This is a genomic window from Spirillospora sp. NPDC048911, assembly GCF_043198015.1.
In the GTDB taxonomy this organism is placed as follows: domain Bacteria; phylum Actinomycetota; class Actinomycetes; order Streptosporangiales; family Streptosporangiaceae; genus Spirillospora.
Window position 1 is genome coordinate 132,253 of record NZ_JBICUD010000017.1, and the last position, 13,599, is coordinate 145,851.

General features: G+C 68.4%; 9 protein-coding genes. 3 read left to right on the forward strand and 6 right to left on the reverse strand.

The genetic code is table 11. The annotated features are described in order from the left end of the window. Positions 1 to 59 precede the first annotated feature (59 nt). Together ACGFNU_RS48690 and ACGFNU_RS48695 are read right to left on the reverse strand one after the other, a co-directional pair. On the reverse strand, positions 60 to 2,600 hold the full coding sequence (locus ACGFNU_RS48690) for an ABC transporter permease (RefSeq protein ID WP_392603581.1): 2,541 nt from the start codon (positions 2,598 to 2,600) through the stop codon (positions 60 to 62). 11 nt (positions 2,601 to 2,611) lie between these two features. Continuing rightward, the gene (locus tag ACGFNU_RS48695) at positions 2,612 to 3,397 is read right to left on the reverse strand and encodes an ABC transporter ATP-binding protein (RefSeq protein ID WP_392603582.1); all 786 of its coding nucleotides are present in this window, start codon (positions 3,395 to 3,397) and stop codon (positions 2,612 to 2,614) included. Positions 3,398 to 4,597: 1,200 nt separating this feature from the next. Between ACGFNU_RS48695 and ACGFNU_RS48700 the strand changes: the two genes are divergently transcribed. Both ACGFNU_RS48700 and ACGFNU_RS48705 read left to right on the forward strand, forming a co-directional pair. Further along, positions 4,598 to 5,983, forward strand: a complete 1,386-nt coding sequence (locus tag ACGFNU_RS48700) for a DUF222 domain-containing protein (RefSeq protein ID WP_392603583.1) — start codon at positions 4,598 to 4,600, stop codon at positions 5,981 to 5,983. A 2,543-nt stretch (positions 5,984 to 8,526) separates the two neighbouring features. Further along, entirely contained in the window at positions 8,527 to 8,790 is a 264-nt protein-coding gene (locus ACGFNU_RS48705; protein WP_392603584.1) for a hypothetical protein, read from the forward strand. Positions 8,791 to 9,142: 352 nt separating this feature from the next. On the opposite strand, the gene ACGFNU_RS48710 is transcribed toward ACGFNU_RS48705, so the two are convergent. Beyond that, positions 9,143 to 9,325, reverse strand: a complete 183-nt coding sequence (locus tag ACGFNU_RS48710) for a DUF397 domain-containing protein (protein WP_392603585.1) — start codon at positions 9,323 to 9,325, stop codon at positions 9,143 to 9,145. After that, a complete protein-coding gene (locus tag ACGFNU_RS48715; protein ID WP_392603586.1) occupies positions 9,316 to 10,122 on the reverse strand; it encodes a Scr1 family TA system antitoxin-like transcriptional regulator in 807 nt (268 codons plus the stop codon). Before ACGFNU_RS48715 ends, ACGFNU_RS48710 begins: the two co-directional genes overlap by 10 nt. Before the next feature lie 136 nt (positions 10,123 to 10,258). Between ACGFNU_RS48715 and ACGFNU_RS48720 the strand changes: the two genes are divergently transcribed. Continuing rightward, positions 10,259 to 10,657 (forward strand): ATP-binding protein, encoded by a 399-nt coding sequence (locus ACGFNU_RS48720; RefSeq protein ID WP_392603587.1) that lies wholly within the window; start codon positions 10,259 to 10,261, stop codon positions 10,655 to 10,657. 1 nt (position 10,658) lies between these two features. On the opposite strand, the gene ACGFNU_RS48725 is transcribed toward ACGFNU_RS48720, so the two are convergent. Both ACGFNU_RS48725 and ACGFNU_RS48730 read right to left on the reverse strand, forming a co-directional pair. Beyond that, the gene (locus ACGFNU_RS48725) at positions 10,659 to 12,557 is read right to left on the reverse strand and encodes a S41 family peptidase (RefSeq protein ID WP_392603588.1); all 1,899 of its coding nucleotides are present in this window, start codon (positions 12,555 to 12,557) and stop codon (positions 10,659 to 10,661) included. A 78-nt stretch (positions 12,558 to 12,635) separates the two neighbouring features. Continuing rightward, positions 12,636 to 13,538 (reverse strand): TIGR03620 family F420-dependent LLM class oxidoreductase, encoded by a 903-nt coding sequence (locus ACGFNU_RS48730; protein WP_392603589.1) that lies wholly within the window; start codon positions 13,536 to 13,538, stop codon positions 12,636 to 12,638. Positions 13,539 to 13,599: the final 61 nt, after the last annotated feature.

Consider the following 13,599-nt stretch of genomic DNA (forward strand, 5'->3'; position numbering starts at 1 on the left):
TTCGACGGTGCTCTCTTTTGAACAGCGCCGAAGGGGGGTTTGTTTGTCACACCGCAACGTCACTCGGTTGTGACGGCACGAAGAACGTCGATCCGGGCGGCGCGGCGACCGGGCAGGATCGCCGACACGACACCGACCAGACCGGCGGCCACGACCATGCCGATCAGCGTGCCGACGGGGAGCGCGAACTCGGTGATGCCCTCCTCGTCCAGCGCGCTGACCAGCGTCCAGCCGAAGAAGACGCCGACGCCCAGGCCCAGCACCGCGCCGAGCACCGAGATGATGACCGCCTCCCACCGGATCATCGCCCGCAGCTGCCCGCGGGTCATGCCCACGGCGCGCAGCAGCCCCAGCTCGCGGACGCGTTCCAGCACCGACAGGGCGAGCGTGTTGATGATGCCGATGAACGCGATGATCACAGCGAGCGCGAGCAGCACGTAGAACAGGATCAGGATCTGGTTGATCTGGTCCTCCTGCTCCTGCTTGAACTCGGCCTGGTCGCGCACCTGGACGCTCGGGAACTGGGCGAGCACCCGGTCGACGGCGGCCCGCGACTCGGCGGGCGCGACGCCCGGCCTGGCCTTGACGAAGCCGAACACGTCCAGCTGGTCCTGGTAGTGCCGCTGGTAGTCGCGCAGGGAGAGCATGTACTCGCCGTTGATCTGGTTGTCCTCGTAGATCGCCCGCAGCGGGATCCGGTCGGCTCCGCCCACCGGGAACTGCATGGTGACGGTGTCGCCGACCTTCCAGCCCTTGTCCTCGGCCACGTCCTTCCGCACGGCCAGGCCGCCCTGGGCGAGGTCGGCGAGAGCGCCGGACGTGGTGTCGGTGCGGACGGTGCGGCTGTAGGAGACGGGGTCGATGCCGGACAGGTTCTTGCTCTGGCCGTCGAGCTTGAACGAGCCGCTCCGGATGCCGGTGGCCGCCTCGATCTGGGGTTGCCGGGAGAGCTGCCGGACGGCGTCCGGGCTGAACCCGGTGAAGCCGCCGGAGGGGCCCGTCAGGATGTAGTCCGCCGCCACCGCCTGGTCGAGGATCTTGGCGCTGGACGCCTTCAGCGACGCGGCGAAGATCGTCACCAGGCTGACCAGGGCCAGCCCGATCATCAGCGCGGCCGCGGTGGAGGCGGTCCGGCGCGGGATGCGCATCGCGTTCTCCCGCGCCAGCTTGCCCGGCTGCCCGGCCCAGTGCGCGAACGGCCAGCCCAGCACGCGCGACATCGGCCGGGCGATGAGCGGGCTGAGCACCGCGACGCCAAGGAAGATCAGCACGGCGCCGGTGGCGACGGTGACCAGCCGGTTGCCGGCCTGGTCGGCGAACAGGCCCACCATGAGCGCCGCCACGCCGAGGGCCGCCACGACGGCCCCCACGGTGACGCGCGGCCAGCCCACCCGGGCGGGCGCCGCCATCGTGGCCTCCTGCACCGCGGCGACCGGCGGCACGCGGGTGGCGCGCAGCGCGGGCGCGAGCGAGGCGAGCACCGTGACGCCCAGCCCGACGACCATGCCGACCACGATGGTGCGCGGCTTGATCTCCAGCGAGGTGGACGGCAGGTCGGCGCCGAGCGCCTCGAACAGCCCCTGCAACCCGATCGCGATCAGAATGCCCGCCCCGAGCCCGATCAGCGAGGCCACGAAGCCGACGATCGCCGCCTCGGCCAGCACCGACCGCATCAGCTGCCTGCGGGACGCGCCCATGCACCGCAGCAGCGCCAGCTCCCGGGTGCGCTGCGCGAGGATGATCGAGAACGTGTTGACGATGATGAACGAGCCCACGAACAGCGCCACGAACGCGAACGACAGCAGCGCGATGTTGATGACGTTGGTGAACTGCCCGACGGCCTTCGCGTTCTCCTCGGCGTACTGCTCACCGGTCAGCGCCTCGAAGCCCGAGCCGACCCGGGCCTGGATCCGGTCGCGCAGGCTCTCCGGGCTGACGCCGTCCGCCGCCACCACGTCGACCTCGTCGAACACGCCGCGCCGGTTGAGCACGTCCTGAGCGGTGGCGAGGTCGAACGCGGCCAGCGTCGCACCGGCAAGGTTGTCGGCCTCCCCGAAACCCACCACACCACTGACGGTGAACTCCCGGGCGGGCCCCTGGAAGATGAGCTTCACCTTGCTACCGACGGTGAACCCCTGCTTCTCGGCCGTACGCGCATCGACCGCGACCTGACCGGACCCCTTCGGCAAGCTCCCGCTCCGCACCGAGACGCCCTCACTCAACTCGGGCGTAGTACTGGTGGACACGCCGATCGTGGGCGCACCCCCAGTAGTAACCGGCTTGCCGTTCTTGCCGACGAACTGGGCGTACCCGCTCACAGCGCCCTCAGCGGCCTTGACGCCCTCAACGCCGGCGATCTGCTGGAGCGCCGCCGCGGGCAGAGGCTGGCGCTGCTCGGCATTGTCACCCCCGCCGAACGCCTCCTTCCCCCGCACCACGACGTCAAGTCCCTTGGTGGTCTCGGTGAAGAGCTCGGTGAACGTCTTGTTGATCGTGTCGGTGAGCACATAGGTCCCCGCCACGAACCCGACGCCCAGCACGATCGACAGCGCAGTAAGGGCCAGCCGGAGCTTGTGCGCGAGCAGCCCTTTGACCGTCACCCGCCACATGCTCAGTCCCCGAGGTTCTTAAGGAAGTCGAGCACCTTCTCAGCCGTCGGTTCCATCATCTCGTCCACGATGTGACCGTCGCTGAGAAAGACAACCCGATCCGCGTACCCGGCCGCCGTCGGATCGTGCGTCACCATCACGATCGTCTGCCCGAACTCATCGACCGACCGCCGCATGAACCCCAGCAGCTCCCCGCTGGTCCGCGAGTCCAGATTGCCCGTGGGCTCGTCCGCGAACACGATCGTCGGCCTCGACAACAGCGCCCTCGCAACGGCGACCCGCTGCTGCTCTCCCCCAGACAACTCCGTAGGCCGATGCTTGAGCCGCTTGGCGAGCCCGAACTCCCCCGTCACCCGCTCGAACCACGACCGCTCGGCCTGGTCCCCGGCAATCGCCAGCGGCAGCTCAACATTCTCCGCCGCAGTCAGCGTGGGAATCAGGTTGAACGCCTGGAAGACGAACCCGACCTCCTTGCGCCGCAACATAGTGAGCCGCCGGTCATTAAGCCTGCTCAGCTCGGTCTTACCGATCCAGACCTCACCGCCACTGACCCGGTCGAGCCCCGCCATGCAATGCAGCAACGTGGACTTGCCCGACCCACTAGGCCCCATGACCGCGGTGAACTGCCCCGAGGGAAACTCGACGCTCACCTCGTCCAACGCCCGTACCGCGGTCTCGCCATGGCCGTAGACCTTGCTGATCGCCACCGCCCGCGAGGCGACCTCACGCGTGCCGACCGCACCGACGCCCTCGTCCGCACCTTCTGTGCCGCTGGTCTCCCCAGCCATGCGCCTCCGCTCCTTACCCGCCCACTTGCGACTGTCCGTCGGATCCACTGAGGAGGCAAGGCCCTATCGCCGCCCGCTTCACCGCCACGACCAACACGCAACGCCAGAGGCCCGCCACGATCCCCGCAAACCACCGCCCGCCCGAGCTCCCTTCGCCCTCCAGACCGCCAGCACCGAACCCCAGACCAGCCCCTGAGGCCGCCCTTGCTCAGCAGGAAGGACGTACGTACGCCACACCCGCATCCACTGCCGGAGCCCGAGTCCGAGTCCGCATTGCAGAGCGGGTGGAAAAGCAGCAGCACAGGCAGGCAGCGCAGGCAGGGAGGTGCAGGCAAGCAATGCGGGCAATGCAGGCAGGCAATGCAGGCAGGCAATGCAGGCAGGCAGCGCAGGCAGGCAGCGCAGGCAGGCAGCGCAGGCAGGCAGCGCAGGCAGCGCAGGCAGGCAGCGCAGGCAGGCAGCGCAGGCAGGCAGCGCAGGCAGGCAGCGCAGGCGAGGAGCGGCGGCATCGGCTGCCCCTTTAGTTGGCGTAGTCATCCGGCTGCGGGTCAGCGCGGTCTTTGCTTCAACTTGGCAGCGACAAAAAGGAGGGGCTTGAGCTCGAGACCTGCACCTGACTTTAGGTTTATGTATCTGCGGGTTACTACTTTGCCGCTTCGCGGTTTCGGCAACTGTCACCCCTCTAGTTGACGCAGTCACCCGAGTTGCCGTTCAGCGCGTCACCGCTTCAAACTTGGCAGCGAAAAGCAAAGACGCGCGGGCCTGGCAGTTCGCGCTTGTCACTGAGTTTCTGTGTCTAGGGTTACTTCCTTAGCGCTTGCCGCTTCGCGATTGGCGGCATCGGTCACCCCTCTGAAGCACCATTCCACCCGGCTGGCAGGTGGGGTGGGGCTGAAGACCTAAAAGCGGCATCGACAAGAAAGGAGCGGCGGGCCGGGGTTTGTTCGGGCGCGCGGGGCTCCCCTGGTGGCTGAGGTTCGTGCCTTGGCCGCGCGGAGCGCGGTTTTCCGGCGCAACCTCAGGTAGCAGCCCACCTTCACCCCACCGCGCATGACTAGACTCCCGCAACCGCAACCAACGTGACCACAACCCCCAAAAAGCCGGACAGGAGCGTAATGAGTCATTTCGGCTCCGCTCAACCGGCGGCCTAGATCAGCCGACTTAATCTCTGACTCACCCGCCCGCAACCACCCCACAACCGTGGGACGACAACCCACCTCAAGGTTCCAAAAAATCAATGACCAGAAAACGCCACACCGATCATGTAAACGGTTCGTCACTGACCGTGAAAAGCGATACAATGAAACCATGCATTCGATCGTGGCAAACCGCGACCTGGAGGCCGCTTCCGACCAGCAACTGGTCGAAGCCGCCGCCACGATCATCACTGCACTCACCCACCGGCCCCGCACCCAAACCGGCGCCGAAGCCATGGAACTCGCCGAAACACTGGCCGCCGTCCTCGACCAAGCTGAATTGCCATTGGCCGAACTGATCGGTGTAGTGGATCGGTCCGGGCAGATGAAGGACTGGGGCCTGGCGTCCACCCAAGCGTGGCTGCGGTGCCGGATGGGGATGCGCGGCGGCCGTATCCACGAACGCATCACCCTGGCCCGGCAACTACACCGCCTGCACCAGGTGCGCGAACGGCTGGCGGCCGGGACACTGTCGCATGGGTATGCCGCCACCATCGCTGACGCCCTCCAACGCCTGGACAACGACCAAGACTGCGCCGAAGGCGAACAGATCCTTTTGACCGCCGCCGACGGCGGCGTGTCACCGCTGCAGATCGCGCAACTCGGCACGACCCTCCACGACCGGGTCAACGAAGCCAACGGCACCGACAAGCCGCCCGAAGACATCCGACGCGGCTACCACCGGTCCTGGCTGACGGCCAACCGGTCCATCGACGGCGGCTGCTACCTCAAAGGCTGGCTCAACCCCGAAGACACCGCCATCCTCGACGGCACACTCGCCCCGTTGGCCAAACCCGCTGGGGGCGACGACCTGCGGGACCGGGCCGAACGCACCGCCGCGGCGTTGACCACCCTGCTATCGCAGGGCCACAAAGACAGTCGCGTCACCGTCATCGCCCACCTGGACACCTTGACCGGCGACGACACTCCGGGACGGTTGCGCGACGGCACACCGATTCCCGCGGCGCAGGTTAGGCGGTTGGCGCTCAACGCCGGTATCTCCACGTTGATCCTGGGGTCGAAGGGGGTGCCGCTGTATCTGGGCCGCACCGCCCGGATCGCCAGCCCCGCCCAGCGCCAGGTGCTGGAAACCCTGTACGACACGTGTGCGGTCCGGGGTTGTGAAGTGCCCGGCTTGCTGTGCGAGATCGACCATGTCGATGGGTGGGCGCTGGGCAACAGCCCCACCGATATCGACAAACTCGCGTTGTGCTGCGGGTGGCACAACCGGTGGAAACACGCCAACCCCGACCAGATACAGATCAGCCAGGGGCAGGACGGGCTCTTCGTCTACCGGACCCTCCCGCCCAAGGGGAAGGCCGCACGGTCCAGACGAAGACTGGTTGATCAGGCCGACAACCCGTGGCGCAACGACCACCACGCGGCCTGACCCCCACCCCATAGCTCCAGCCTGAAGCCCGGCGCCACCACCCCACGCCGGGCCTACAGGCACGCCCACACCCACCCACCCAACTCTCACCACCACGATCAAGTCCAACAGCCCACGCCAACCCCGAACCCTCCCCCAAACGCCACCGCAACCCACACCGGCAACCACCACCAACACCAACCGGGGCCAGACCACCACCAGCCAGCCCTACACACCCAAGCCACTCCCACCAGCACACACATGAGCGCGGATGCGACGCAGCAGTAGCAGCCACCGCCCACCTCCACGCGCAGCCCCCAACACCCCGCCCCGCGGCCCACACCCCACGCCCGGCGCCCGGCGGCCCACACGCGACAACACCCCCGCACCACACGCAACGCGACAACGCCCGCCCCCGACCACCCGAACGCGCAGCCACGTTGACGCGCAGCCACACTGACGCACTGCTCCGGCCCACCTCACCACCCAACTCAAGCCCCACCACACAACAGCCACAGACCGGCAACCAACCAGCCCAAACAAACCAACCAACACCACCCCCAAAATCAACAACCGCAACAGGCACAAGCACCACCACAACACAGCAGCAGCCGCGCGCAACGCAGCAGCAGCGCCACCCTCCCCGCGCGCAGCGCAGCAAGACCCACCCCTCGCCACCAGACGTGCGGTCACGCACGCAACCGCCCCCACCCCCCGCTCACCTCGCTGCCAAGCTCGAACCCCAGCCACACGACCACCCGCACACGGACAAACAGCCACACCAAAGGGGAACCGAGACCGAATGTCACGGGGCCTGAGCCACCGCAGGCATGAGCATGGCCGCGACGCGGCAGCAACGCCCTCCCCGCGCGCAGCGCGGCAAAGTCCATCCCTCACCACCAGACGAGCGGTCACGTACGCAACCCGCCCCTACCCCCGCCCACCTCGCTGCCAGGCTCGAACTCCAGCCGTGCGACGGCCGGCAGACGGGCAACCAGCCACACCCAGGGGGTGGCCGATGCCGAGCTCTCGAAACTCAAAGCTGCTGCGGGCGGGAGCCTGGCCGCGACGCAGGAGTGTCAACCATCCCCGCGCGGAGCGCGGCATGCTCTTCCCTCTCCACCGGATGTGCATCACACTGGCGCCTCGCCCCGCCCCCCCCACTCACCTCGCTGCCAGCTCGGACCCCAGCCCCGTGACGCCCGCACACGGGCAACCAGCCACACCAAAGGGGTGACCGATACCGAATGTCACGGGGCCTGAGCCACCGCAGGCATGAGCATGGCCGCGACGCGGCAGCAACGCCCTCCCCGCGCGCAGCGCGGCAAAGTCCATCCCTCACCACCAGACGAGCGGTCACGTTCACAACCGCCCCCACCCCCCACTCACCTCGCTGCCAAGCTCGAGCCCCAAGCCCCACAACAACCAGCGGACGGACAACCAGCCACACCCAGGGGCGGCCGATGCCGAGTTCTCGAAACTCAAGGCCGCTGCAGGCGGGAGCCTAGCCGCGGCTGCGGGCGGGAGCCTGGCCGCAACGCAGCAGTGTCAACCACCCCCGCGCGCAGCGCGGCATGGCCCTTCCCTCATCACCGGATGCGCGGTCACGCTGACGCCTCGCCCAAGCCCCCACTCACCTCGCTGCCAAGTTTGAGCCCCGGCACTGTGATGGCCCGCAGACGGGTGACGGGCCGCACTAAGGGGGTGGCCGACGCCGAGGTGGCGAGGCCCGGGGCGCTGCGGGCGTGAGCGTGGTCGCGATGCAGCAGCAGCTAACCCCGCGCCTAGCGCGGCAGCTCCTTCCCCACCAAACCAGCGGCTACGTCACGTCTTCCCCTGCCCCTCACCCACCTCGCCGCCAAGCCTGAACCCCAGCCTTGCAGCGATCCGAACACGGGCAGCCAGCCGTTAAGAGGGGAGACCGTTGCCGAGATCTCCCGGCCTCGCCCACCGCGGCCCTCGACCTGGCCACTGGCCAGTAGCCGCAGCCACACCGCGCGAAGCGCGGCAAGATCCCTTCCTTGCGCCCCTACAACCAGCCACACTGCTGCATCGTCCCGCTCCCCACTCACCTCGCTGCCAAGCTCGTGCCCCTGCCCACAGCAATCCACACACGGGCGACCACATCCACCAAAGGGGAGACCGCTGCCGAATCACGACTCTTGACCACCGCAGACCAGCTCCGGCGTCCTCCACCAGCGGCAGTGACCCGTGCGGAGCGCGGCGAGGTCTTCCCCGGCGCTGGGTGAGCAGGTCGGCGCATTGCCGGTCCCTCGCCCACCTCGCTGCCAAGTCTGTGCCATCGACGGCCTCGAGACGGGTGACGGCCTTCGCCCAGGGGGCGACCGGTGCCGCGTCGGCAGACACCTCCTCCCGCCTGCCTCAGGGCCATGACCACCATGTACGCGACCGAAACCCAAGCGCCGGAGCTTGCAGGTTCAGGAGGGATACCCCCAAGCACCAGACTCTTCAATTCCTTGCTCTCTCAGCGGCGATGCCGCCGATGGATTGGGTGCTGGGGCGGCCGTCGCGAGCGTCCGCCTTCATCGCATTAGACTCACCGCATGGATCTTAAGGACGCCGCGCGCATGATCCTCGGCGAGTCCGCCGACCATCCCGATCTCATGCGGCTCTCTCGCCACAATTACGACGAGTTGTCGGCCGGCCGATCGGTGCCCTACACCGCCCTGAGCACGATGCTCAGGATGGCTGCCCGCAAGAATCTGTTCCCCGCGCTGAGGGGCAGGCATGGCATCCACGCCTTCAACGACATGGTCATCGTGCTGGGCCGCGAGATCGACCGTCAGGCGCCGATTCCTCACCACTGATCCCACGAATCCTGCCGCACGGCTGTTGCTCGGTGCTGGGCACGTCCGTTGTGGAGTCAGTTCGGTCGGCTGGACCCATGTGATGCAGGCGCAAGGCGGCCTTCGAATGCGGTCGGCAAGGTCCGTGCGGCCGCCTCCCGGTCGTCGGCCTGGGACACGTCATTGACCGGGAGGATTGTGGCGGGTGGTGGCAGCACGACGTTCGGCCTCGCTGGCCGAGTGGAGGCCGTGCGCGTTCACCTACGGCCTCTGGCGGCCCCGCGGAGACCCACTCCGGCCCCTCATCGGACGAGTCCTCGTCGACCGCCGCTTCTCGCCGACCGGCCTCTCAGGTGCGCCCAGCTCGTGACCTCTACCGCTTCAGCTCAGCTGTGAGCGCCCGCCACGCCTCAGGGGCCAGCGCCAACGCCGGGCCTTGAGGGTCCTTGCTGTCACGAACTGCGATGCCGTCGGCCACTGCGGCCACCTCGACGCAGTTGCCACCGTTGTCGGTGCTGAAGCTGGACTTGCGCCACAAGGCGCCCGTCACGTCCATCTCTCTTCCGCCGTCCTGCTGATGAGATCAAGCGATTCCTGCTGTGGGAGCGCATGAGTCCGGATGGACTCCCACACGTCGGCCACCTCCGTGAGGTCGTCCCGCGAGGTGCTGACCATACCTTTGGAAGCCGTTTCCAGATACACAACCTCGGATCTGTCTTCGAGTGTAGCCACGGTGAACGAGCCGCTGATGCCTCGATGCTTGCGGCATGGGATGACCTGAATCGAAATCTGGTCGGAGACAGCGTTGCGCAGGGCCTGACACTGCTCGTACATCACCTTCTGCCCACCAACGTCGCGGAGTAGGACGGCGAGGTCCAGCACGCAGTGCAGTTTGGGCGGTGGCGGGTCATCGCGGGTGAGGATGTCCTGGCGCTTCATCCGAGCGGCGATGGCTTCTCCATCATCGCCGAGCACCACGGCAGCGTAGTCAACGGTCTGCAGCAGGCCAGGAAGCACAGCGAGCTCGTAGGTCCGGAGGACGGCGGCGCGGGCTTCTACGGGGGGCCAGCGGCGGAACCATTCGGGGTAGATCTCCTGGGCGGTGATGCGGCGGAGGCGTTTGAGCAGGCGGACGAGGGCGCCGTTGAGGCCGAGGACGGCGTCGCAGTGGGCGGCGAACTCGTCGGTGGGGTCCTGCTGGCCGGTCTCGACCGCGCTGATCTGGGCGACGGAGTAGTTGACGCGCTGGGCGAACTGCGGCTGGTTGTATCCGGCCGCCTCGCGGAAGTCGCGGAGCTCGGCGCCCCAGACGGCGAGGGGGCTGTCGGGGTCGAGGCGCTTGGGGGCGGGCATGTCAACTCCTCGGGTTCCAGGGCGTTCCAGGGAACGCGCGTGCGATCCGTGAATCACGCCGTGTTGATTCGCCTACCGACGGTAACTCCTCCGGGCCACGCTGGTGAGCCATCCGGACAGTCAAGGGAGGCCGAAAGTGCCGTACACCACCGGCGTCATGCTCGACGCGATGCGGCTTCCGATGCGCAGGGAGGCGCCTGGGACGGTGCGGCGGCGGGTGCGGGAGACGTTGCTCCTGCACGGGGTCGATCCGGAGGTGATCGGAGACGCGGAGCTGCTGGCGACGGAGCTGGTGACCAACGCGGTGCTGCACGCGGGGTCGGGCGAGGTGGAGGTCTTCTTGATCCGGGACGGCGCGTCGCTGTTCATCGAGTGCCGCGACCCCAGCCCGGAGCTGCCGGAGGGTGGTGCCCCTGGCTTGGTGGAGACGAGCGGGCGCGGGCTGTTCCTGGTCGCGGAGATGGCGGCCGATCACGGCGTCGTCGTGTCCGGGCCGGGCAAGTCGGTGTGGTGCGAATTGGTCGCCTGGCCTTGAGTCAAATGGTCGTGCGCAGTTCCAGGCCCTCGGCCGTTCTTACGAAGGTGCGGACGGCCACCAGTTCTCGGCCGTCGTAGCCCTCGATCCGGACCGTGCGAGGTGTGCCCGTGTTGGGGACGCGTACAGGTGCGGGGATGCCGCCGCCGAAGTCGGCGGTCGCGCGGGGCCTGCCGTCGACGATGACGTCCGCTCGGTCTACGCCCAGCACTTCGAAGGTCAGGGTCAGTTCGCCGTCCAGCTCGGCCAGTGCTATCTGGAGGCGGCGCGGCTCGCCCTTGCCCAGCAGCGCGGCGGCCGTGGCCATCAGGTCGGCGTCGTTGTTGAGGACGTCCTGGCGCGTGATGATGTGGCGTTCGTCGGGGATCACACCGAAGTCCTCCAGCGGCGTCCCCGCGTGGGCTCCCACGCGGAGCAGGCGGCGGATGACGAGGGACAGGTCGGCGCTGTTGGGCAGGGGGCGGAACGGGAAGTCGTCCGCCGAGGGCAATGAGCCGAGCAGGTTGGCGGTGCGCCAGACGTTGCCGCCGCCTGCGCCGGTGTTGCCGTCGATTCCGAGGATCGGCCCGATCTGGTTGTCCTGGAATCCCGCGGCGAAGATGTCGGCTGCCGAGTAGCAGCGGGCATCGGTCAGGAGAATTACCGGGCCGAAGTACGACTGCGGTATTTCGGCTAGTGCTTCGGGAGGTGTGAATGGGATCGCCGCTGAATAGGGGGCGCCTGTTTCCAGGGCCTGCTCCATCGACGGCAGCCATTCGGCCATCACGTCGTTGGCTCGGCAGATCCGCAGGTTGAGGAGAGTCGCGGCGAACTGCGCGGGCTCGGGTTCGACGGCGCGGGCGGTGAGCGCTTGGAGGCAGAGTTCGGACGCGACGATCGCCCCGCCCAGGTTGCCGCGGATATCGACTATGAGGCCGTCGGAGGGGAGTTCGCCCAGGAGGCGGATGAATTCCCGGACGAAGCCCTCTACGCCGCTGGCCGTGGGGACGAACGTCCGGATGCGGAGGTGCCCGAACACGCGGTTGGCGGCGGTCACGCGCCGCGCTTCGAAGACCGTGGCCATCTCGGGCGTGACGGTGATTCCCTCGGGGCCGGGGTCGGCCGGCTCGCCCGACTCCTCGGCCGCGATGAACTCCGGCGCGAACAGCTCGGTGCGCAGCCGGGCGACGCGCAGGCCCTCCACGTCGTACCCGAACGGTGTCTCCAGCTGGCCGTTCGGTCCGGACGTCTCGGGCACGATCGAGCTGACGTCCCAGGTCAGCTGGATGAACCGCGCCTCGCCGTCGTGGTCGAGGTAGCGGAGGGTCACCCAGTCCTCGTCCGGCGGCGGGCCGAAAGCGAGCGAACGCACGGTGAAGCGTTCTACGGCGCGGGCGTGCCTCGCGGCCGGATTGGCTCCGGGGAAGCGCTCGGCGTGCCGCTCGACGGCGCGGTCGATCGGCACGCCGTTCCAGTGCGTCAGCTCGACGCCGAAGCGGAAGGTCTCGTGGGGCAGCTCGGCCTGACCGGCGATGCGCCTGCCCACGAGGTAGCGGCGGCGATTGTCCTCGGTGAATTCTTTTAGCAGGAACGGCAGCCTGGCCACGGCATCGCTGAACGGGCGCGGCAGCGTGTAGCGGGTGTGCAGGTCGCGCAGCGAGTTGAAGATGTCCACCAGTTCGGCGTGGAACCGCCACTCCGACTCCGGTGGCCCGGGTCTGCCCAAGCGCGCCTGCATCACCCGCAGCCGCTGCACAGGATTGATCCCGTACCGCGCCGTCTTGAACGGCAGCAGCGCGTAGTTCTGCTCCAGGACGAGCAGTGCCTGCTGGACGATGAGCCGGCGGTCCTCCACGGACAGCCGCCCGATCTCGTTCGCCTCAAGGAATTCGGGCAGAGTGACGGCGCGCGCCTCGGTCATGACTGGTCCCCTCGTTCGCCCCCCGATCCTCACTGTGAACGAGGCGCCCCGGGTTGACCACCCCTTGTCATGAGGCGATCACAGGAGGGCGCTGGCCAGTTCGCGCCACTCCGGCATCGGCAGTGCGGAGGGGTCCGCGGTGAGGACCTGGAGGCAGACGTGATCGGCTCCGGCGTCCAGGTGTTCGTGAACGCGCTTGTGGATCGTGCCGACGTCGCCGTACGCCACGATCGCGTCCACGAGCCGGTCGCTGACGCCGCCGACCAGGTCCGCGTCGCCGAAGCCGAGGCGCCGCATGCTCGCCTCCTGGTGGGGAGCCGCCGCGACGTACCCCGCCACATGGGAGCGGGCCACGTCGCGGGCTCGGGTGAGATCGGTGTCTAGAACGACGGCCTGCTCGACTCCAAGGAAGGCTTTCGGTCCTATGGTCTGCCGCGCTTGGGCGGTGTGATCCACCGGGACGAAGTACGGGTGGGCGCCCCAGGTCCGGGCGGCGGCGAGTTCGAGCATCTTCGGGCCGAGGGCGGCCAGGACGCGGCGCGGCGCCGGGTCGGGCACCGGGCCGTGCGCGGGCACGGCGTCCATCGCGTCCAGGTAGCCGCGCATCATCGGCACGGGCCGTCCGACCGGCGGCATCGCGTAGCCGTCGAAGACGCCGCTCACGGCGTCCACCCGCTGCCCGCCGAGCCCGAGCAGGTAGCGGCCCGGGAACGCCTCGCCCAGGGCCCGCTCGGCGGCGGCCATCGCGATCGGGTCGCGGTATGCCACGTTCGCGATGCCCGAGGCGACCACGATCCGCCGGGTGGCCGACAGCAGCAGCCACGCCTGGCCGACGGTGTCGCGCCCCAGCCCCTCGCCGAACCAGAGGGCGCCGTAGCCGAGTTCGTCGATCTCGGCGGCCGCCTCCCGTACCAGCGTCGCGGGCTGCGGTTCGAAGGCGAAGGTCCAGAGGCCGACACGGCCGAGGTCATCGTGCGTCATCGTGCGCGCTCCTTATCCGGAGAAGTTCTCCGGTTCGAAGGGGAGACTATACGGAGAACCT

Bases quoted from the DNA above. Each gene is read 5' to 3' on its own strand.
- ACGFNU_RS48715 (WP_392603586.1), bottom strand. From the start codon at position 10,122: ATGCCCGCCCCCAAGCGCCTCGACCCCGACAGCCCCCTCGCCGTCTGG.
- ACGFNU_RS48710 (WP_392603585.1), bottom strand. From the start codon at position 9,325: ATGGACGTGACGGGCGCCTTGTGGCGCAAGTCCAGCTTCAGCACCGAC.
- ACGFNU_RS48695 (WP_392603582.1), bottom strand. From the start codon at position 3,397: ATGGCTGGGGAGACCAGCGGCACAGAAGGTGCGGACGAGGGCGTCGGT.
- ACGFNU_RS48705 (WP_392603584.1), top strand. From the start codon at position 8,527: ATGGATCTTAAGGACGCCGCGCGCATGATCCTCGGCGAGTCCGCCGAC.
- ACGFNU_RS48725 (WP_392603588.1), bottom strand. From the start codon at position 12,557: ATGACCGAGGCGCGCGCCGTCACTCTGCCCGAATTCCTTGAGGCGAAC.
- ACGFNU_RS48730 (WP_392603589.1), bottom strand. From the start codon at position 13,538: ATGACGCACGATGACCTCGGCCGTGTCGGCCTCTGGACCTTCGCCTTC.